We start from the raw sequence: 20,941 nt of genomic DNA on the forward strand, positions 1-20,941 counted from the left end.
CCGGCGTTGCGACGACAACCGCCCCCAGCGTGCAATACACGGCCACTACGGCCGCACGTCGCAGTCTTCTCATGTTCTTCCTGTCTCTTCTGTTTCCCTCAGACCGGCCACTTCGTCAGCGGCCGGAAACGAAGAGCGGGCGGTCCGGACCAGCGATCTGCGCCGGATCCGGCAGCATCCCGACCTCCTGTCCACGCCCGGAGATGTGGGCGAGCAGCAAGTTCGACGCCGACAGGCCCCATTTGGCCTGGGCGCCGAACCCGGGGTAGAGCATGACCACCGGCCACTCGTCCGGGTTCTCGTGCAGCGGAACCCAGAAGAAGGTGTGCCCGAGGACCGTGCTACCCCAGGGGATCGCTCCCCCGGTCTCAGGGTGGAACGGTGCGGGGAGTGGCCGTTTCACGCGCACGCGCTCGTACACGTCCTCCGCCAGCCGTTCGAACCGGTAGTCCTCGTTCGCGGCTCCTGGTACGACGAGCCTGATGCCGAGGAAGTCTCCCGGCCCGAAGTGATCGGCGACCGCCTTGTAGTCAGCGGGGAAAAGAATTCCCAGCCGATCCTCCACTGCAGACCAGTCCACTTCGGACCGAGTAGCCGCGACTCCGGTCGCGGAGGCGATTTCGGCGCTCAGGTCGTGCGGTGCCGCGACCTTCCGGTTGCCGAGCACCGCCTGCCAGATCCTCGGGTTCGGAGGCGGAGGTGACTCTGGCTCCTCGTCCTCGGAGCCGGCCGGGGTGAACTCCGGGTGCTGGACCGGCTCGAACGCCAGCAGGTCGCTGGTGATCCTGCCGGCGAGCAGGTCCAGCAGGAAGGCAGGAGCGCCACCCCGGTACTCCTCCCACCGGGAGAAGTCGTCGTCGCAGTAGACGACGGTCCAGTCGTCCGGGTCATCGGACTCGGTGCGCCAGAACAGGGTCACGCCGTCACCGGCGCCTCCCCACGGGATGATGCCGCCCGGCTCCGGCCACAGGCAGTGCGGCAGGGTCCCGCGGGCCACCCGCTCCCCTGCCAGCTCCAGCGCCTCCGCGAACTCCCTCTCGAACTCGTCGAACGCCACCTCGTCCTCGGCCGGCGAGACGAGTCCGACGAAGTCGTCGAACAGGCCTGTGCCGAACGCGGTCATCAGCTGTTTGTAGTCCTCGGGAAACACGAACCCGAGCCGCCGCTCGGCTTCCTGCCAGCCCAGAGCGACGTCCTCACGCGGCTCCCAGCCGAGCAGCGTCACCAACTCGTCAACATGTCGGCGCAACGACGCTGCCTTCCTCGATGTTGAACACGTCCACCTCGCATGTGAAGCCCTTGTTCCCGTACGCCCGGATGCTGATCATGTAAGGCTGCGGGTCGCTTTCGTCCGCGTACTCGGGGACCACCTGGTAGTAGATCTTCTCCTTGGCGTCCTTCACCTGGTCCCGGACGGTGAGCTCGATGCCGAGCATGTCCGGGTTGTTGACCCTGTCGTACAACGGGACCATGTTGTCGCGCCGGTTCGATCCCCAGAACATGTGCGCCACGAGGTGCCCCTTGACGTGGCCCTCCTTGCGCGAGTACCCGGCGGGCTCCAGCGGGGTGAGCCGGTCGTCGGGGTTGATGGCGGTCAGGCAGACCGCCGCACCCGTCGCTCGCATGGCCGGTCCGGTGCGAGGCCTGCCCTTGTACTTGCCCTTGAAGCTGGTCGGGTCCATCGGCCCGTAGTAGGGCCTGTTCTCCGCCATTCCGAGGTCACCGCAGAAGTCGTCGTCGTTCGGGTTCGTCGTGCCCGGTGGACGCGGGTCGTCCGCGCCGTCGGCCTCCGTGACGTCCCGCTCGTCCTCGACGTACTTCCAGCCGAGGTTGAGGATCTCCGTCGCCGCGGTCGCCGCCGCCACCTGTGCCGCCGCGCCGACGACCGTCGAACCGGCACCGGGACGCACCATCTTGCGCATCGCGTTGATCCACCAGATGGGCGGGGGCGGCGGTGCGGGCGGGACGAAGACCGGGGGCTTCGGCGTGCAGTTGACGACGCACTTGGGCGGCTGGCCGCCGCCGCAGTTGGGCGCGCACTTCGGGTTCGGGTCGGGATTCGGGCTGGGATCGGGCTTCGGGTTGGGAGTCGGCTTCGGCCTCGGTTCGAAGCGAATGGGCCTGTGGACGAACGAGGTCTCCGTGTCGCCGGAGAAGTACCAGATCGCGACACCGACCGTCACCACTCCACCGACGACGCCTCCGATCACCGCGCCGGGCGGGCCGCCGACAGCCGCACCGGCACCCGCACCGAGGCACACCGGCGCGGCGGGACCGCAGAGGTGGCCGGACGGGTCGGCGTTCGACATCGGATCGCCGTTGCCGTAAGCGAACCGGTTCGCGGCGATGGACGGCTTCGGGCTCACGTTCCAGTCGTCACGGCTGACGAACCGGGCGGCGTTGGGCGAGTACCACCGGGCCGACATGTTCACCGCACCGGTCGTACCGTCGGTCCAGTCGCCCTGGTAGCCGAGCGGGGAAGCGTCACCCGACGACGACAGGACCTTGCCGAACGGGTCGAACGAACGCAACCCGTCAGTGCCGCTGCCGAGGTACCGGCCGATCACGTCGCCGTGCTGGTCAGCGAAGGTCATCCGGCCGGTTCCGGTCGTGCTCTTGTCGGACAGCGCGGTGCCGTCCGGCAACCTGGTGATCTTGCGGCTGCCGTCGCTCACCGCCTCGTTGGTGAGCCCCGTGTACTGGAACTGCGTGCCATTGCGGTCGGACACGCGGTCCATGGCGTCGTACCGGTACTTCACCGCTCCATTGCTCGCCATCCGGTCGAACGCGTCGAACGCCGCGTTGGCGGTCTGACCGTTCTGCGTGGTGGACGAGAGAGTGCCGCGCGCGGTGTAGGTGTACGTCGCGCCGCCACCCGACTTCAACCGGTTGCGCTCGTCGTAGGCGAAGGTCTCCGCACCCGCCGACGTCCGGTTGCCCGCGTCGTCCCAGCCGTACGACGTGGTGTTGTTCGCGCTGTCGGTCCACGACGTCAACCGGCCCGCGCCGTCGTAGGCGTAGGTGCTGCCGACTTTGCCGACGTTGCTGGTGACCGTCTTCGACGTGACCCGGTCGTCTTTGTCGTAGCCGTAGTCCGTGCCCAGCACCACTCGCGGCGGCAGGCCGGAGTCGATGACCTGCTGCAGCTGGTCGGACGTCTTCCTGCCGAGCGCGTCGTAGCCGATCCGCCTGGTGACCTTGCCTGCCACCGCCCTGTCGGAGACGGTCGACAGCCGTCCGGCCGTGTCGTAGGCGTAGTCGACGGTGCGACCCGTGAGCGGGTCGGACGCGCTGGTAAGCCTGCCCGCCTGGTCGTAGCCGAAGGTGGCGGTACCCGCCGTGTCCGTCCGCGACGCGAGAGTCCTGTCCGCGTTGTAGGTGTACGTGGCCGCACCGGCCGGCCCGGTCGACTCGAGCAGGTTGCCCCTGTCGTCGTACCGGTAGGTGCTGTCTCCGCCGGGTCCTCCGACCCGTGTCACGCGACCAGCCCTGTCGTAGCCGAGCGTCCGGTCGGCGGTCGCCGCCTCGGCGCCGCCGCCGTGTTCGACGGTCAGCCTGTCCTGGTCGTCGAACTCCCGGGTCAGCGTGACGCCGCCGGGTTTGACGACCTCCACCTGCCTTCCGGCAGCGTCGTAGGACGCGGTCCAGGTGCGGTCGGCGAGGGCGGGCGTGGTGCTCGTCGACGGTTCGACGGTCGACTCGGACCTGCCCCAGGAGTTGTAGGTGTACCGGGTCTCCCGGCCGTTGCCGTCGACGAACCGGCTCCGGTTGCCGAGCTTGTCGTACCCGAAGGACGTGGTGATCGACTTGGTGCCGTCGACCTTCTCCACCTGCTGGCGAAGCCGGTTGACCTCGTCGTAGGCGTAGGTCACCGAGCGGCCCTCGGCCGTGGTGGCGCCCGTGACGTTGCCGTTCGCGTCGTAGACGGTGCTCGACGTGCGCTTCTGCTCACCTCCGACGAGCTGTCTCGCGTCAGTGGGCCGGCCGAGCAGGTCGTAGACGGTGCTGCTGACGACTCCGGACGGTTCCGTCACCGCGACCGTGCGACCGGCGATGTCGTAGTCGTAGCCGGTGACGCGACCGGTCGGGTCCGTCGCGCTGAGGAGCTCGCCCGCCCTGTTGTGGGTGTGCTTCGTGGTGAAGCCCTGCGGCGTGGTGACGGAGACGGGGTTGTCGGCGAGGTCGTACGCCGTGGTCGTGGTGTAAAAGGCGAACACGCCCGACGACCTGTCGACCTCGGTCGACGTGATGCGCCTGCCGAGCTCGTCGTAGGTGTACCTGGTCTCACCACCGGCTGCGTCGACCTGCGCGAGCAGCTCACCGAGCCGGTCGTAGCGGTGGGACACCACGCTCGGAGCCGAACCGACCCGTGGCAACGTCGAGGTCAGCGTGCGGCCGTACGGGTCGTAGGTGTGCGTCGTGATCCTGCCGAGCGGATCGGTGAACTTCACCGCGTTGCCGGCGTGGTCGTACTCGGTGACCGACCGCGACGTGACCGGGTTCCCGCCGGGCGTGGTGTAGGCGGGCAGCACACCCGCGGTCGCCCGGCCCATCGAGTCGCGTTCGGTCGTGGACGTGGCACCCGCGCTGTTGCGGGAGTGGGTGACCTCACCGAACGTGTTGCGCCCGAGTGTCTCCACACCGGCGAAGTTCGGTGTGCGGACGCCGTCCACCCAGACCTCGGTGGCGGGACGGGTCGTCTCGAAGGCCTCGCCGTTGGCGTCGTACCTGAACTTGGTGGTCAGCTGACGCCGATCCGTCGACGACACCACAAGGCCGCGCTCGTCCCGGACCATCGTGCTCGACAACGCCGTGCCGGTGTTGAGGAACGCGTCCTCACGGGTGACGAGTCCGTCCGCGTCGTACTCGTAGTTGCTGCTCTCGACCCGGTTCGGATCGGCGGCTCCGCGCGCCTCGATCCGCGTGATGTTCCCGTCCGCGTCGCGGCGGAAGGTCTTCGCTCGACGCAAGCCGTCCGGGTCGAACGTCGTACCGGTCAGGAAACCCGCTGCGTCGAAGGCCTGCACCGACCGGCGACCGCCCGCCACCGACTGCTCGACGACGTTGCCCGCCGGGTCGTAGGTCCGCCGGTCCAGCTCGACGTCGCACGGACCGTTCTCACCGAGGCAGCCTTCGAGCGTGGTGGTGGCGGGCAGTCCGTCGTCGTAGTACGTGAACCGCGTCGTGCGTCCCATCGCGTCGGTCGTGCTCGACAACTGGCCGGCCGGGTCGTACGCGCTGTACTCGATGGCGAGGTTGGTCGCTCCGGGGTTCTGCGGGTCCACGCCGGTACCGCTGATGTCGCGCGACATCACCCGGCCGTCCTCGTCGTGGTGCGTCGCCCAGACGAAACCGCGGACGTCGGTGACGACCTCGGTCAGCGCGTCGTCGCGGTACTCCCGCGTCTCCCGGCCGCCGTCGGGGAACACCGTGCTCGCGAGACGGTCGGACGCGTCGTAGGTGAAGCTCGTGGTGCGTGCGGCGTCACCGCCCTGACCGCTCTGCGCCTGGTCGGCGACCGTCGTCTCGATCAGGTTCCCGTTGCCGTCGTAGGAGTTGGTCGTGACCTTGGTGTGCGTCACGCCGGTCAGCTGGTTGAGCACCGCTGGCTCGGTGATCTTCGAGATCAACGACCTCGGCGAGTACTCGTACCGGGTGGTGCCGAACACCGCGCCGCCACCGTTGGCGGTGGTGACGGACTTGCGGCGGCCGATGCCGTCGAACTCGTACCTGGTGACGAGTCCCGTGGGCGACCGCGTCTCGACGAGGTCACCGTTGGACCGGTACGAGTGGAAGGTCTCCTGCCCGCGGCGACCGGTGGTCTTGACGAGCAGGCCCGCGGGCACGGTGCCACCGCCGACGGCGCCTTCGAAGCCGGTCGAGTAGGACAGGACCTCGGCGGGTGCCGCGCTGAGCCCTTCCGGCGTCGGGAAGGTGGTCCTCGTCAGCCTGCCCGCGGTGTCGTACTGGTACGTGGTCCGGTAGCGGGTGTCGTCAGGGCCGGACGACCGGGCGTCCGAAGTGGACTCCAGCTTGTCCCGCCGCGGATCGAGCGGGTCGCCGGACTGCACGTAGGTGTGGTAGGTCGTGTTGCAGGAACCGGGCGCACGGCAGGACTTGCTGCTCAGCGTGTTGCCGCGCTCATCGGTCGTCTGCTCGAACCGCCTGCCGTTCTCGTCGACGAGCGCGGAGCGGAAGCCTGCGGTGTTGTACTCGACCTTCCTCGTCCGCCCTTTGTGGGCGAGGGAGGTCAGCCGGCCGCCGTTGTCGATGTCCGAGACGTAGGTCCAGTCGCCGTAGCCGCCAGGCCCCCGCAGGACGGTCGTGCGCGTGGAGTCCTGCACCTTCGGGACGTCCATCGTCCAGGTGCGACCCTCGTTGTCGACCATCGTCTTCACGCGGTCGTTCACGTCGTCGTACGTCAGCTTGACGAACTGGCGGTTGTCCTGCGGCAGCTTGACACCGGTCAACTGGTCGATCGCGGACCGCGCGCCGAAGTGCTGGCTGACGGCCAACGAGCCGAGCGGGTGCTGGTAGAGCGCGACCTCGTCGATCGAGCCGTCGAAGTAGAAGTCGCCGCCGTTGGTGGCGGGCCAGTCCTTCGCCTGCCCGGCACCGAGCGTCAGCTTCCCCTGCTGCTTGTGGTCCAGGAACCCGGCGAGGTCGCCGACCTTGGTGCCGTCCAGGTACATCGACTGCGAGTCGATGGCCGCGGACAGCACGACGTGGTGCCACTGACCGTCGTCGACCTGGGCGGTGGTGCTGATCTGCCGGTCGCCGCCGTTGTCGCGCAACGAGAACCCGCCGTAGAGCAGGCCGTCCGTGCCGACGTAGAGGACCGGAGTCGACTTGCCGGGCGAGGCCGGGAACGACTGGTCGGCGTAGCTGAGCAGGGTGCCCTGGGCCGTCGTCTTGAACCACAGTTCCACCGCCAGCGACATCGTGCTGGTGGTGAGCTTCTCCGGCAGCGTGAGGTAGCTGCTGTTGCCGTCGAAGGTCGCCGCCTTGTCCACCGTGCCCGACAGCGCGCCATCGGTGCCGAGGATCACGCCGTGCTGCACGGCCTGGTTGTCACCGGGCCGGCGGGCCACGGCGTTGGCGACCGTGTCACCCGAGGTCTCACCGAACCGCCAGTACGCCTTCGGGTTGTTGTCGATGACAGAGCTGCGGTAGTGCGAACCGCTGGTGTGGTCGTAAGTCGTGCAGTTCGGCGCGACGCCGGGTACGCATGCCGACGTCAGCTTGTCCCCGGTGTAGGTGTAGGTCCACACGAGGGGCTGGCCACCCGCGTCCGGCGCCTCCGTGGAGATCGTCTTGACGTGCTTGCCGTCCCACGTGAACGACAGCGTCCGCTCGCTGGTGTCGCTCGTGATCGTGGTGACCCGGTCGCCGGTGTCGTACTCGAGGTGCTGGACCAGACCGGCCGGGTCGATGACGTCGCCGAGTCTGCCGAGCACGTCGAACACCCAGCGGCTGCCCGAGTTGTCCCGCAGCGTGTACCGGCCCGTGGCGGTGCTGTACACCAGTTCGGTGCTGTCGCCCAGCGGAGAACCGTAGCTCGCGTCCGGGTTCTTGCCGAAGCGGATCTGCCTGCCGCTCGGGAAGGTGACCACGACGTTGCCGGAGCGGTCGTCGTCGGCCTTGAGCCTCATGTCCAGGCGGGAGGCCCAGCCCACGCCGAACGCGGTGTCCCGGCGCGGGTCGAGGCTGTTGTACGTCCGGGTGATGGTGAGGTCGGGTCCGGCCGTGGCGACCGAGGCGTCGGTCACCACGGTGGAGTAGTTGCCGATACCCGCGTCGAGACCCGGTCCCTGCACGCTGAACGGGTTGCCCGCGAGGTGCGAGGTGATCTGCGGCTGGGGCACGCGGGTGGTGATGGCGAGCTTGACGTCCCAGTCCGGCGTCGGGGTCACCGTGTCGTAGACCTTGACGCCCCAGAAGTAGCTCTTGCCCCAGCGCAGCGGTTCCGGCGTCCACGACTGCCCGGTCCAGCCGGACTCCTGGCAGTTCTCCGTGAGGTCGGCGTTGGAGCAGATGCGGAACTTGTAGGTCAGTCCCTTGCCGGGCCAGTTGTCCGTGTCGACGCCTTCGGCGTACAGGGTGGGCTTGAGCGACTCCACGACGGCACCGCTGCCCGGCTGCTGCATGTTCGACGTCGGCCACAGGTTCTCGACCTTCAGGTCGATCCTGCCGTAGGGCACTTCGTACGCCTGGCGGAAGTCGGCGCCCGACGCGAACATCGTGAGGTCCAACTGGTAGTCGCCCGGCGCGAGCGAGTCGATCGGCACGTCGACCGTGCCGGTCTGCATCGGGCCGGTGGTCGTCGGGTAGCCGTACTTGGAGGTCCGGATCGTCGTGGCGCCCTGCCTGACGATGTAGCCGAACTGGTGGCCGCTGCTCGGGGTCCAGGTCTTGGAGCCGAGGTTGGTCACCTTGGCCTTGAGGTTGCCCGCCCGGTTGTTCGTCGGCAGCAGTACGTCAGTGACCTCGAAGGACGCGCCCTCGTCCGCGTAGCGCACGTCGAGGTACGGCGCGTTCGCCGCGTTGGCCGAGGCGAAGCGGTGGCCGGTGCCGTTGGTCTCGTTGCTGGCGCGCACGCTCAGGCCGTGCGGGACCGCCAGGCCGTGCGTCCAGCGGGTCATCACGTCACCGCTGATCGGGATGAACCCCCAGCGGTTGTTCGCGCAGGAGCCCAGTGCCGCGGTGCCCAGCGCCTGACCGACCGCCGCGCCGGGCCACCGGATACCGGTGTTCCACGGCTGCGTGACCTCGAAGGCGGTGAACGAGTACGAGGCGCAGGAGGCGTCGGCGTTGTTCAGACCGAGCGACGCGCCGATGACGTACTTGCCGCTGATGGCGCCGAGCGAGGGGAAGTGCAGGTAGGCACGGCCGATGCCACCGCCGTCACCGACGTTGCCCGCGATCAGCACGGCCTCCGAGGAGTGACCGCTCGGCGAGTTCTTCTGCACGTAGGTGTCGTCGGTCGCCGTGAGGTACTGACCGACCGACGGGTCGACCGTGACCGGGAAGGCTCGTGCTGGATCGCGCAGCCAGGATTCGTCCAGGTCGAGACGCAGGTTCCAGGTGCGATCGCCGGTCTTCTCCACCGCGTAGCGGACTCCGGTGGAGCGGACGCCCTTCGCGTCGTCCATGAACCCGGCGGGAATCGTGGCGACCACCCGGTCGCCGTCCGTGAGTTCGACGTCGCCGGCCACCGTGACCCGTGGCTGCATCCGGTCGAGGGTGAGGTTGAACGTGCTGGAGGCCGGCGCGCCGGGACCCGACAGCACCAGTTCCTCCTTGAGCCCGTCGCGGGTCGCGGTGAGCCGGAGGTCCGTGTCCGGTCGCACGCCACGGTAGGTGATCTCCGCGTCGTGCAGCTCACCGCGGACGTTCGCCGCGTCGCGCAGGCTGTAGCTGACTTTGTGATCAGCGTCCGCCGTGTAGCGGACCAGGGCGGCGTCGTCGCCGTGCGGCGCGAAGGTGACATCGGCCGGGCTGTTCCCGGGCTTCACGCGGCCGCCCGACTCGCCGAGCGTGAGGTCGACCGGCTTCCAGGAGCCGTCCTCCTGCCGGACGTTGGCCTGTCCCGTGTGCAGGCGCAGGGTGCGGCTGCCATCGGGGTTGTCGAACGTCTGGGTGTCCGCGGTGCGGTCCTGCGGACGTTCGGTCGCGCCGGGGTCGACGGCGGGAAGGGCCGAAGTCTGGCTGAGCGCCGGCTTGACGTGCCGCTCGTCGCTCGAGGGCTTCTTCGCCTCGGGAAGCGGGGGCGCCTGATCGGCTACCGCGCCCGCTGGACGGGGCTGGTCGCGCGCAGCCAGAGCGTGGGTGCCGCGGGTGGACTCCGCCGACGCGTCGTGCGAGGACCCGTCCGCGGTTCCGGTGCGTTGCTGTGGAGCGGCGAGCGAGGCACCCGCCGGGATGGCGTTGAAGGTGCCGAACGGTGTCTGCGAACCTGCCAGCAACGGCAAGGCGACAACCAGTACGAGCACCAAGCACAGCGGTCTGCGCGCAGCACGAAACACCGACGCGTGTCTCACGCGTTCCCCCCAGAGTGTTCGGTTGTGAGGATCGTCCCCAGATCCCGCGAACGACGATAGCGACCCGTTTGCACAGTTCAACGTGCAAATATTCACCGTTGATGTTGTAACGGCGACGAAACTAGGAGCAGTTGCTCACACTTCGCTCACAAGATCACTGCCGCGGAACGAGAACAGCCGCGCCCGGTGTCCCGACTGGGTCGTCGGGGCACCGGGCGCGGCTGTGTGGAGTTCTGCGCGGGCGGGCTACTCGCCGCCGCCGCCCTTCGGCAGGCCCTCGTAGATCTTCTTGCAGTCGGGGCACACCGGGGAACCGGGCTTCGGCGACCGCGTGACCGGGAAGACCTCGCCGCACAGGGCGACCACGTGCGTGCCCATCACGGCGCTCTCGGCGATCTTCGCCTTGCGCACGTAGTGGAACATCTTCGGGGTGTCGTCCCCGGTGTGGTCGGTGCCTTCCGGCCGTACGTCGACCTCGGGGAGAGTCTGGGTGCTCACGCGCCCAGGGTACCTGGGATGATGTCCCCTCGTGACCACGCTGCACATCGCCGAGGAAGTAGCCGACGCCCTGGCCGGGAACCGGCCCGTCGTCGCTCTCGAGAGCACCATCCTGTCCCACGGACTGCCCGCGCCGCGCAACCTCGCGGTCGCCGCACGCCTGGAGAAGGTGGTGCGGGAGGCCGGTGCGGTCCCCGCGACGATCGCCGTGCTCGACGGCGTGCCCCACATCGGCCTGACGGCCCCCGAGCTCGACCGCGTGTGCAACGCGGGTGACCTGGTCAAGCTGTCGTTGCGCGACCTCGGTCCCGCCTACGCGCTGGGTCGCAGCGGCGCGACGACCGTGGCCTCCACCACGGCGCTGGCGCACCAGGCCGGCATCCGGGTGTTCGCGACCGGTGGTCTCGGGGGTGTGCACCGCGGCGCTCGCGAGACGTGGGACGTGTCCGCCGACCTGGACGTGGTCGCGACGACGCCCGTGCTGATCGTGTGCTCGGGCGTGAAGTCGATCCTGGACATGGGCGCCACGCTGGAGGTGCTGGAGACGCGGTCCGTGCCGGTCGTCGGCTACCAGACCTCGCGCTTCCCGGCGTTCTACCGCCGCGAGTCGGAGTTCGACGTGCCGTGGCGGGTGGAGAACCCCGCCGAGGCCGCCGCCGTGTTCGCCGCGGGGGGCCGCGGCATGCTGCTGGCGAACCCGATCCCCGCCGCGTTCGAGATGGACTCCGCCCTGCACGACCGCCTGCTCGCCGAGGGGCTGAAGAAGCTCGTCGACCAGGACGTGCGCGGCAAGGACGTCACGCCCGCGCTGCTGGAGCACTTCCACACCGCCAGTGAGGGCGTCAGCCTCGACGCCAACGAGGAGTTGGTCGTCAACAACGCCTCGGTCGCCGCCGCCACCGCGGTGGAGCTGTTCCGGTGAGGCCTGTGGTCGTGGTCGGTGACGCGGGCCTAGACGTCGTGGCCCGCCATTCCGGCCCGATCGCCCACGGCGGTGACGTGCGCGCCAAGGTGACCATCGAACCGGGTGGTGCCGGCGCGAACACGGCCGTGTGGCTGGCGGCGTGCGGTGCGTCGCCGGTGCTGGTGGCCCGCGTGGGCGCCGACTCGGCGGGGCGGCAGGTCCACGCCGAACTGACCACGGCGGGCGTGCAGTGCGCGTTCGCCGTGGACCCCGAGCTGGCGACCTGCTGCGTGGTCGTCCTCGTCGACGACCAGGGGCAGCGCTCGATGCTGCCCGACCGCGGCGCGAACGCCCGCTTCTCCCCCGCCGACCTCGACCCCGGCCTGCTCGCGGGCGCGGACGGCCACCTGCACCTGTCCGGCTACGTGCTGCTCGACGCCACGTCCCGGCCGGCCGGTCTGGCGGTGCTCGCGGCGGCGCGGGCCGCGGGCTGGACGACGTCGGTGGACCCGCAGGCCGCGGTGCTCATCCACTCCGCCGAGGCGTTTCTCGACGACGTGCGCGGTGTCGACTTCCTGCTCCCCAACGCCGACGAGCTCCTCGCGCTGACCGGCTCGCCGGAGCCGTCCTCGGCCAAAGCGCTGCTCTCCCACGTCGGTGCCGTCGTGGTGACGTCGGGACCGGACGGCGCGACGTGGGTCGACGCGGACGAGCTGATCTCAGTCCCCGCTGAAGTCACCGAGTGCGTCGACTCGACCGGTGCCGGGGACGCGTTCGACGCGGGCTTCCTGGCCGCCTGGCTCGACGGGTCGTCGAAGCGGGACGCGCTGCTGGGTGGCGTCCGTGCGGGCTCTCGCGCCGTCGGCGTCGTCGGGGCACAGCCGCCGCGATAGCCGGACATCGACTGATATATCGGCTCGAGCCGATATATCAGTTGTCCGCGGAACGGATCAGCCGTCGATGACGGTGGTGCTCTTGCGCTCGATGGCGCGGCGCTCGACCTCGTAGCGGCTGGCCTTCTCCGCCTTGCGCGGCGGCCTGTCGTTGGCGATCAGCACGGCCATCCACGGCAGCGGCACCGACAGCGCGATGAAGAACAGGGCGAGCCACCAGGTGTGCGAGAACAGGGCCGCGAGGACGAGGCACGGGAAGCGCAGGCTCATCATGATCGCGTACTTCTTGCGCCGGGCGGCGTGCTGCTGTTCGAAGGACGGGGCCGCCTCGGTGATCAACACCGGGGTGTCGTTCCGGTCGGGACTGCTCACGACACCACCTCCACGCTCCCATCGTCGCACGTCCGAGTGACGGCCGGGACACCCGGTCGGCGGTTAACATCCGCGGGTGGTCGCCCTTGATCGCCTCGTGGACGTGCTCGGCAGCCTGGGCACGCATCTGGCGTGCGCGCCGGGCGGTCGCGACGTCGAGCTCCGCGGCGTCGCCCTGCACGACCCGGCCGAGAACACACCGGCCGCGGCGGGCGACGTCCTCCTCGGACTGGGCACGCCCTCCGTTGCCGCGGCGGCACGTCTCGTGTCGTCGACGGCGGCGTCCGCGGTGGTGCTGCACGGCAGGCCGCCGTTGGACGAACGCGTCGTCGCCTCCGCCCGCAAGTCCGGCGCGGCCGTGTTGCTGGTGGACCCGTCGGTGCCGTGGAGCCAGCTCGCGAACGTCACGCAGACGCTGGTCAACGGCGGCACGCGCACCGGCGACCTGTTCGGGCTGGCCGACGTGATCGCGGGCGTCGTGGGCGGGCCCGTGACGATCGAGGACCAGCAGTCGCGCGTGCTCGCCTACTCCTACCGGCAGGAGGACGTCGACCCCGTGCGGGTGCAGACCATCCTCGGCCGGCGGGTGCCGGAGGAGGCGCGGCGGGCGCTCGACGAGTTCGGGGTGTTCACGCACCTGGCGTCGTCCGACGAGCCGATCTTCGTCCCGAAGCTGACCCCGCAGCTGGGCAACCGGCTCGTCGCCGCGGTGCGGGCCGGCCGTGAGCTGCTCGGCTCGGTGTGGGTCGAGGTGACGGGGCCCGTCGACGCCGCCCGGAGCGCCGCGTTGGTCGACGGCGCGCGCACGGCGGCGTTGCACCTGTTGCGGTCGCGGGCGTCGACGGACCTCGAACGCCAGGCCGAGGCGGACCTGGTGATCAGGCTGCTGGAGCACCCCGAGTCCGCGGACGTCGCGCGTCTCGGGTTGCCGTCGGCCGATCTGCGGGTGATCGCGGTGCAGGCCCACGCCGGTGAGGGCGAGCACGGCGCGGCGGTGCTCGCGTTCCAACGGGCCACCGCGGGCTTCGGCTGGTCGCGGCCGGGGCGCAGCGCGTTGTTCGGCAACGTCCTCTACACCGTCATCCCCGCCGCCGACGACGCCGTCGCGTGGGTGCGGTCCCTGGCGCGCGAGCTGCCATCGGAGGCGACGGTGCTGGCCGGCGTCGGCGGACCGGCCGAGGCGACCCAGCTGCCGACGTCACGCCAGGAAGCCGACGAGTGCCTCGCGCTCTCCACGGGCGCGCCGGTCGTCTACGACGACGCCTGGGCGCAGGTCCTGCTGCACCGGCTCGCCGCCGTCGCCGAGGCCGGACGCCTGCCGACCCGCGGACCGATATCCAATATATTGCGCTACGACGCCGAGTACGGGACGCAGTACGCGGCGACGTTGCGGGCGTGGCTGGCGGCGCAGGGCGACGTGCGGACGGCGGCGCGGGAGCTCAACGTGCACCCGAACACGTTGCGGTACCGGCTGCAGAAGATGGCCGAGGTGACGCCGCTCCCCCTCGACGACCCCGACCAGCGGCTCGCGATGGCGATCGCCCTCCGCGTCACGCGATGACGCCGGCGGCGTGAAAACATCTGTCCCCGTGCACCCCGATCTCTCTGCCGACCTGTGCGCCCGTCTGCGCGAGGCCTTCCTGACCGCCGGCTACACCGCGGACGGCGTCGTCGACGCCCTCGGCCCGCAGGCCCACGCCGCCCTGGGCCGCGGTGAGCCCGAGCCCGCCCGCCGCGCCAGCAGGGACGCCGGGTCGCTCGGCACGCTGATCCGCCTGTTCCTGCTCGGCGACGACGAGCCCGAGAAGGACGTCCGCGCCGCACTCGACGGCGTCGACATCGACGACGCCGTCAAGAACGAGGTCCTGACGAAGGACCTCCGCGCCGGCCTCGACGTCCGTCCGTACGAGGACAACTGGTGGGTCATCGCCGACCTCGACTCCGACGTCCGCGGCGGAGCGGTCCCCGAGGACCACGTGCTCGGCGTCGGCCACGCGTCCATCAGCCTCGCCCGCGCCACCAGGCGCACGCCGGTCGGCACGCTGCTCGACCTCGGCACCGGCTGCGGCGTCCAGGCCCTGCACGCCAGTACGCACGCCCAGCGCATCACGGCGACCGACCTGTCCGAGCGCGCGCTCCGGCTCGCCCAGGGCACGTTCCGCATCAACGACCTCGACGTGGAGACGCTGCAGGGCGAGTGGTTCGGCCCGGTCCGCAACCGGCGGTTCGACCAGGTCGTGTGCAACCCGCCGTTCGTCGTCGGCCCGCCGCGCGTCGACTACGTCTACCGCGACTCCGGCCTCGGCGGCGACGACGCGTCGGCGCTCGTCATCCGGCAGCTGCCCGCGTTCCTCAACGAGGGCGGCGTCGGCCAGCTCCTCGCGTCGTGGGTGCACCGCAAGGGCGAGGACTGGGAGGAGCGCGTCTCAGGCTGGCTGCCCCGCGGCGGCATCGACGCCTGGTTCGTGCAGCGCGACATCGCCGAGCCCGCCCTCTACGTCGGCACGTGGCTCAAGGACGCGGGCGTCGACCCGCGCAGCCCCGAGGGCCGGGCGAAGGCGAGCGCGTGGCTCGACTGGTTCGAGGAGAACGACGTCCAGGGCGTCGGTTTCGGCTACGTGACGCTGCGGCGCACCGACGAGATGCACTCGCAGGTCGTGTGCGAGGACCTGCGCCACGCCTTCGACGACCCGCTGGGCCCGGAGGCGGCGCGCTGGCTCGACAACGTCGCGTGGCTGCGCGCGAACCCCGACCTGCTCGGTCAGCGGTTCAAGGTCGCGGACACCGTGCTGCTCGAGGAGGTGTCCGAGGCGGGCGACGAGGGCTGGCGCAAGGTGGTCGCACGCCTGCACCGCACCGACGGGCCCGGCTGGCAGCACGAGGTCGACGAGGCGACGGCGAAGCTGGTCGCCGGCTGCACCGGCGCGTTGCCGCTCGAAGACCTGCTCTCACTGCTCGAGTTCGCATACGGAGAAATCGATGCAGAAGCCGCGTTGCCGATCGTTCGTGATCTCATCCGGCACGGAATGTTGATTCCCGCGTGAAAGCGGTTGTGGCGCGCGTCACAGAGGCGAGCGTGGAAGTCGGCGGGGAGATCATCGGCGCGATCGACGAGCCCGGATTGCTGGTCCTGCTGGGCGTCCACCACGACGACACGGACGCCCACGCCCGCAAAATGGCGCAGAAGCTGCACGGTCTGCGCATCCTCGACGACGAGCGGTCGTGCGAGTCGACGGGTGCTCCGCTGCTGGTCGTCAGCCAGTTCACCCTCTACGGGGACACCCGCAAGGGCCGCCGTCCGTCCTGGACGGCGGCCGCCCGGCCCGAGCACGCCGAACCGTTGGTGAACGCCGTCGTGGCCGAACTGCGCCAAAAGGGCGCGCGCGTCGAAACGGGACGATTCAGGGCCGATATGAAGGTGCGGAGCGTGAACGACGGTCCGTTCACGGTGCTCGTCGAGGTGTGACGCACCCTCTCGGCTAAACGGTTCTCAGCCAATCCTCAGATTAGTCGCGCAACCGCTGTGACAGCGGTGACGTCTTCAGGTCATGGAAGTCGGGAACGAATTCGGAATCGCGTTCGTTACCCAGGTATCAGCCAGCTAGCGACGGGATCAGGACAGGGCCCGCAGCGACACCGGCAACCAGGGCGCAGCGCCGCGCCGCCTTGACCGCCAGCGCGACTCGTCGCCGCCCGCAGCAGGGGGAGGGAGATCCATGACCGTCACGAGGATCTCCGACCGTGAAGTCGGAGAGAACACCACCGTCACCACCGCCGAGCACGAGCTCGACGCACAGGGGCCGGCAGCCGATCTCGTTCGAGTCTACCTGAACGGCATCGGCAAGACGGCGCTGCTCACCGCCGAGGAGGAGGTGGAGCTCGCCAAGCGCATCGAGGCCGGTGTGTTCGCACACCACGTCCTCGACACGGCCAAGCGCCTCACCCCGACGCGTCGCGAAGAGCTGGGGGAGCTCGTCCGCGACGGCCGCCGTGCCAAGGACCACCTGCTCAAGGCGAACCTGCGTCTCGTCGTCTCGCTGGCCAAGCGCTACACCGGCCGCGGCATGCCGCTGCTGGACCTGATCCAGGAGGGCAACCTGGGTCTGATCCGCGCCGTCGAGAAGTTCGACTACACCAAGGGCTTCAAGTTCTCGACGTACGCGACGTGGTGGATCCGCCAGGCGATCACCCGCGGCATGGCGGACCAGGGCCGCACCATCCGCCTCCCCGTCCACCTCGTCGAGCAGGTGAACAAGCTCGCGCGGATCAAGCGCGACCTGCACCAGTCGCTCGGCCGCGAGGCGACGAACGAGGAGCTCGCGAAGGAGTCCGGCCTCAACGTCGACAAGGTCTCCGACCTGCTCGACCACGCCCGCGACCCGGTATCGCTCGACATGCCGGTCGGCACGGAGGAGGACGCTCCCCTCGGTGACTTCATCGAGGACTCGGACGCGACCGACGCCGAGAGCGCCGTCATCTCCGGCCTGCTGCAGGACGACCTGCGCCGCGTGCTCGCGACGCTGGAGCCGCGCGAGCAGGCGGTCATCCGGCTGCGCTACGGCCTGGAGGACGGCCAGCCGCGCACGCTGGACCAGATCGGCAAGCGGTTCGGGCTGTCGCGCGAGCGGGTGCGGCAGATCGAGCGCGAGGTCATGTCCAAGCTCCGCCAGGGCGAACGCGCCGCGAAGCTGCGCGCCTACGCCTCGTAGCGGGCACCGGACGTCACTCGTCCGGCAGTATTGACTTGTGACTCAACTCACGGCACGGTCGGGCGTTACCAGAGCCACGCGACGCCCGTCGTGAGTCGGGTTTCGCACGCGAAGGAAGGTCGGGGCGGCCGGGGGCTGCCCCGGCCTTCCGCGTTCCGGGGGCGGTGGGCTCCCACGTTGCGAAGAACACGGTGGACGGCCACCGGAAGGTCCCTGTGGTGGCGGTACGGTTTTCTGATCCGAACTGCACACCGTTGGAGTTGTGTACGACGTGCCCACCACTTTCGAGTACACCGACGTCCTGCCGCTCGCGAAGGACACCGAGACCGAGTACCGCCTCGTCACCTCCGACGGGGTGAAGCTGATCGAGGCCGGTGACCGCAAGTTCCTCGAGATCGCCCCCGAGACGCTGACGCTGCTCGCGAAGGAGGCGATCCGCGACATCCAGCACCTGCTGCGCCCGTCGCACCTCGCCCAGCTGCGCAAGATCGTCGACGACCCCGAGGCGTCGGGCAACGACCGCTTCGTCGCGATGGACCTGCTGCGCAACGCCGCCATCTCCTCCGGCGGTGTGCTGCCGATGTGCCAGGACACCGGCACGGCGATCATCATGGGCAAGCGCTCCGAGACCGTCCTGACCGGCGGCGACGACGAGCAGGCGCTGGCCCGCGGGGTCTTCGAGGCCTACCAGGAGCTCAACCTGCGCTACTCGCAGATGGCGCCGCTGACGTTCTGGGACGAGAAGAACACCGGCACGAACCTGCCCGCGCAGATCGAGGTGTTCCACAAGCCCGGCCAGGAGCCCGTCTACGAGCTCCTGTTCATGGCCAAGGGCGGCGGCAGCGCCAACAAGACGTTCCTCTACCAGGAGACCAAGGCGGTCCTGAACCCGAAGCGCCTCGCGTCGTTCCTGGACGAGAAGCTGCGCTCGCTCGGCACCGCCGCGTGCCCGCCGTACCACCTGGCCGTGGTCGTCGGCGGCCTGTCCGCCGAGCAGAACCTCAAGGTCGCGAAGCTCGCGTCGGCCCGCTACCTCGACACCCTGCCGACCGAGGGCTCGCCGTCGGGCCACGCGTTCCGCGACCGGGACCTCGAGCAGCAGGTCCTGGAGCTGACCCGCGACTTCGGCATCGGCGCCCAGTTCGGCGGCAAGTACTTCTGCCACGACGTGCGCGTCATCCGCCTCCCCCGGCACGGCGCGTCCCTGCCGGTCGGTGTCGCGGTGTCGTGCTCGGCCGACCGCCAGGCGAAGGCCCGCATCACCGCCGAGGGCGTGTTCCTGGAGCAGCTGGAGCGCGACCCGGCGCAGTTCCTGCCCGAGGTCGAGGGCGAGGACCTGTCCGACGAGGTCGTCCGCATCGACCTCACCCGCCCGATGGCGGAGATCCGCGAGGTCCTCACCCAGCTGCCGGTGAAGACCCGCGTCTCGCTGACCGGTCCGCTGGTCGTGGCCCGCGACATCGCGCACGCCAAGATCAAGGAACGCCTCGACGCCGGCGAGGAGATGCCGCAGTACCTGAAGGACCACCCGGTCTACTACGCCGGTCCGGCCAAGACACCCGAGGGCTACGCGTCCGGGTCGTTCGGCCCGACGACGGCCGGGCGGATGGACTCCTACGTTGAACAGTTCCAAGCCGCGGGCGGTTCGCTGGTGATGCTCGCCAAGGGCAACCGCTCCAAGCAGGTCACCAACGCGTGCGCGTCGCACGGCGGCTTCTACCTGGGCTCGATCGGTGGCCCGGCGGCGCGGCTGGCGCAGGACTGCATCCGCAAGGTCGAGGTGCTCGAGTACCCCGAGCTGGGCATGGAGGCGGTCTGGAAGATCGAGGTCGAGGACTTCCCCGCGTTCGTCGTGGTCGACGACAAGGGCAACGACTTCTTCGCCGAGACGTCCACGCCGACCCTGCAGATCACGTTCCGCCGGTAGAACACCCCCGGAACCCCCGATCAAACCGTACGGTTGTCCCGTATTCTTTCGATCGGGGGTTCCGTCGTGATCGACCACGTGCAGGTGGCCCGCCGTCCCCGGCGGTGGCGAGGTACACGTGGGCGTCGAGGACGACTTCCGCCCCGCGAGCAAAGCCCACCCGGCGTTCGCCGTCGACGTGACCGCGGTGGCACGGGCGGTCGAGGCCGCCGGTCACCCCGTCGTCTGGGCCGATCCGGCGAAGGTCCCCGGCCGGCTCCGCTTCCACACGGTCGACGGCGTCGGCAACCGCGTCGAGTTCGTCGCCGACGCCACGAGCTGATATATCGGCTGACGGTCGCGATATGCGATATATCAGCCGGCCTCCTCGCGGGACTCCAGCACCAGGCGGCGGTCCCCCAGCGGCGCGGCCAGCCGGACGGTCAGCGGTACCTGGCGGACCTCCTGCGTGCACATCGTGCCCGGCGGCTGCTTGGTGATGGTGACCAGCGTGATCTGGACGACCTCCGCGGACTGGGCCGTCACCTCGGCACGGGCCTCCTTGCAGCCGCCACCGACACCGAAGACCTCGACGTCGCGGCCGTCGTTGAAGACGTAGGCCTCGTCGCGGTAGGTGTCTGACAACGATGTCGTGTCGACCTTCTCCTTCGCCACGGGCGTGACGTCCGGCGGCACGACGGGCTTCTCCTCCGAGATGGAGACGGGAGGCTGCACCGGGGCGTTCGTCGGGTTCACGCCGGACGAGCCGGGAGTACCGGGCGCGGACGTGCCCGTGGTCGGCGCGGCGCCCGACGAGCTCGACCCGGACGAGCTGGAGCCGGACGTGCCGGACGAACAGCCGGCGAGCACGGCGGCGAGAGCAACGGCAGCGACGGCGTTTCTCATGCGCACCATCCTTGCAAACCGGGGCGAACGGTCCCGGTGAGGTGAGGTGCCCGGCCGGCGGGGCAGGTGCCGGCCGGGCACCGGGGGGAGGAAGGTCTACTTCTGTTCCTGCCGCGACGTCAGCACGACCGTGCGCTCACCGAGGGGTTCGGACAGCTGCACCGTCAGCGGCGGGAAGCGGATGTCCATCGTGCACATCTGCTTGGTCAGCGGCGTGGTCTCGAGCAGCTCGATCTTCACCGCGGTCGCGGTCTGCTCCAGCACGGACGCGCTGGCCTTGCCGCACCCGCCCTCCTGGCCGATGACGCCGACGGTCCTGCCGTCACCCTGCGTCCACACGGTGCGCGGCACGTCGGGCGACAGGGCGTTGGCGTCGATCTTGGTCACGGGCGTGCCGTCCGGCGGCACCTCTCCCGGGGCGATTCCGGGGGGAGGCGCCTCCGAGGACGAGGTGGCGGTCGGCAACGTCGGACCGCCACCGGCCCCGGGGCTCGCGTTCTGCGCGCTGCCACAGGCCGAGAGGACGAGCAGCAGGGCGCCAGTGCCGACTACGGTTCCTATGTGCCTCATGCACCAAGGACGGAACCGCGGTCACAACGGGTTGCAGCGACTTCTCTTCACAGTTACCGCGACACGGCGGCCACGGCCTCGCGCAACGCCTCCAGACGGGCGGCGGACGCCAGTCCCCCGTGGTAGAGGTGGAACTCCTCGAC

General features: G+C 69.9%; 14 protein-coding genes. 8 read left to right on the top strand and 6 right to left on the bottom strand.

What is annotated here, in order from left to right; translation table 11 throughout:
• Positions 1-115 precede the first annotated feature (115 nt).
• The 3 genes from VF330_RS24765 to VF330_RS24775 all read right to left on the bottom strand — a co-directional run bounded on the left by VF330_RS24765 (position 116) and on the right by VF330_RS24775 (position 10,538).
• Complete coding sequence (locus VF330_RS24765) at positions 116-1,249, bottom strand: SMI1/KNR4 family protein (RefSeq protein WP_330854062.1); 1,134 nt, start codon at positions 1,247-1,249, stop codon at positions 116-118.
• The gene (locus tag VF330_RS24770) at positions 1,233-9,992 is read right to left on the bottom strand and encodes a LamG-like jellyroll fold domain-containing protein (protein WP_330854063.1); all 8,760 of its coding nucleotides are present in this window, start codon (positions 9,990-9,992) and stop codon (positions 1,233-1,235) included. Before VF330_RS24770 ends, VF330_RS24765 begins: the two co-directional genes overlap by 17 nt.
• Positions 9,993-10,286: 294 nt before the next feature.
• A complete protein-coding gene (locus VF330_RS24775) occupies positions 10,287-10,538 on the bottom strand; it encodes a DUF3039 domain-containing protein (protein ID WP_330854064.1) in 252 nt (83 codons plus the stop codon).
• Positions 10,539-10,569: 31 nt separating this feature from the next.
• Here VF330_RS24775 and VF330_RS24780 point away from each other — a divergent pair, with 31 nt between their 5' ends.
• Both VF330_RS24780 and VF330_RS24785 read left to right on the top strand, forming a co-directional pair.
• Complete coding sequence (locus VF330_RS24780) at positions 10,570-11,460, top strand: pseudouridine-5'-phosphate glycosidase (protein ID WP_330854065.1); 891 nt, start codon at positions 10,570-10,572, stop codon at positions 11,458-11,460.
• A complete protein-coding gene (locus tag VF330_RS24785) occupies positions 11,457-12,335 on the top strand; it encodes a sugar kinase (RefSeq protein WP_330854066.1) in 879 nt (292 codons plus the stop codon). Before VF330_RS24780 ends, VF330_RS24785 begins: the two co-directional genes overlap by 4 nt.
• 57 nt (positions 12,336-12,392) lie before the next feature.
• Here the strand turns inward: VF330_RS24785 and VF330_RS24790 are convergent, their stop codons facing one another.
• Entirely contained in the window at positions 12,393-12,707 is a 315-nt protein-coding gene (locus tag VF330_RS24790; protein WP_330854067.1) for a DUF3099 domain-containing protein, read from the bottom strand.
• A gap of 76 nt (positions 12,708-12,783) precedes the next feature.
• Between VF330_RS24790 and VF330_RS24795 the strand changes: the two genes are divergently transcribed.
• The 6 genes from VF330_RS24795 (at position 12,784) to VF330_RS24820 (ending at position 19,665) form a co-directional block, all read left to right on the top strand.
• The gene (locus VF330_RS24795; protein WP_330854068.1) at positions 12,784-14,268 is read left to right on the top strand and encodes a helix-turn-helix domain-containing protein; all 1,485 of its coding nucleotides are present in this window, start codon (positions 12,784-12,786) and stop codon (positions 14,266-14,268) included.
• 28 nt (positions 14,269-14,296) lie between these two features.
• Positions 14,297-15,751, top strand: a complete 1,455-nt coding sequence (locus tag VF330_RS24800) for a DUF7059 domain-containing protein (protein ID WP_330854069.1) — start codon at positions 14,297-14,299, stop codon at positions 15,749-15,751.
• Positions 15,748-16,173, top strand: a complete 426-nt coding sequence (gene dtd / locus VF330_RS24805) for a D-aminoacyl-tRNA deacylase (RefSeq protein WP_330854070.1) — start codon at positions 15,748-15,750, stop codon at positions 16,171-16,173. The genes VF330_RS24800 and dtd overlap by 4 nt, the downstream gene beginning before the upstream one ends.
• Before the next feature lie 250 nt (positions 16,174-16,423).
• Positions 16,424-17,416: a sigma-70 family RNA polymerase sigma factor gene (locus VF330_RS24810; protein ID WP_330854071.1), complete on the top strand. Its 993-nt coding sequence runs from the start codon at positions 16,424-16,426 to the stop codon at positions 17,414-17,416.
• A gap of 262 nt (positions 17,417-17,678) precedes the next feature.
• Positions 17,679-19,343, top strand: coding sequence for a fumarate hydratase (locus VF330_RS24815; protein ID WP_414675445.1), 1,665 nt, complete (start codon positions 17,679-17,681; stop codon positions 19,341-19,343).
• Between the two features lie 118 nt (positions 19,344-19,461).
• Positions 19,462-19,665, top strand: coding sequence for a hypothetical protein (locus VF330_RS24820; RefSeq protein WP_330854072.1), 204 nt, complete (start codon positions 19,462-19,464; stop codon positions 19,663-19,665).
• Positions 19,666-19,697: 32 nt separating this feature from the next.
• Here the strand turns inward: VF330_RS24820 and VF330_RS24825 are convergent, their stop codons facing one another.
• Positions 19,698-20,228: a hypothetical protein gene (locus VF330_RS24825; protein ID WP_330854073.1), complete on the bottom strand. Its 531-nt coding sequence runs from the start codon at positions 20,226-20,228 to the stop codon at positions 19,698-19,700.
• A gap of 96 nt (positions 20,229-20,324) precedes the next feature.
• Positions 20,325-20,798: a hypothetical protein gene (locus VF330_RS24830; protein ID WP_330854074.1), complete on the bottom strand. Its 474-nt coding sequence runs from the start codon at positions 20,796-20,798 to the stop codon at positions 20,325-20,327.
• Between the last annotated feature and the right edge of the window lie 143 nt (positions 20,799-20,941).

The sequence above is a fragment of the Lentzea sp. genome, assembly GCF_036380075.1.
Taxonomy (GTDB): Bacteria; Actinomycetota; Actinomycetes; order Mycobacteriales; family Pseudonocardiaceae; genus Lentzea.

What these genes read in the sequence shown, in the direction of transcription:
- VF330_RS24810 (WP_330854071.1), top strand. Translation starts at nt 16,424, where the DNA reads ATGACCGTCACGAGGATCTCCGACCGTGAAGTCGGAGAGAACACCACC.
- VF330_RS24825 (WP_330854073.1), bottom strand. Translation starts at nt 20,228, where the DNA reads ATGAGAAACGCCGTCGCTGCCGTTGCTCTCGCCGCCGTGCTCGCCGGC.
- VF330_RS24830 (WP_330854074.1), bottom strand. Translation starts at nt 20,798, where the DNA reads ATGAGGCACATAGGAACCGTAGTCGGCACTGGCGCCCTGCTGCTCGTC.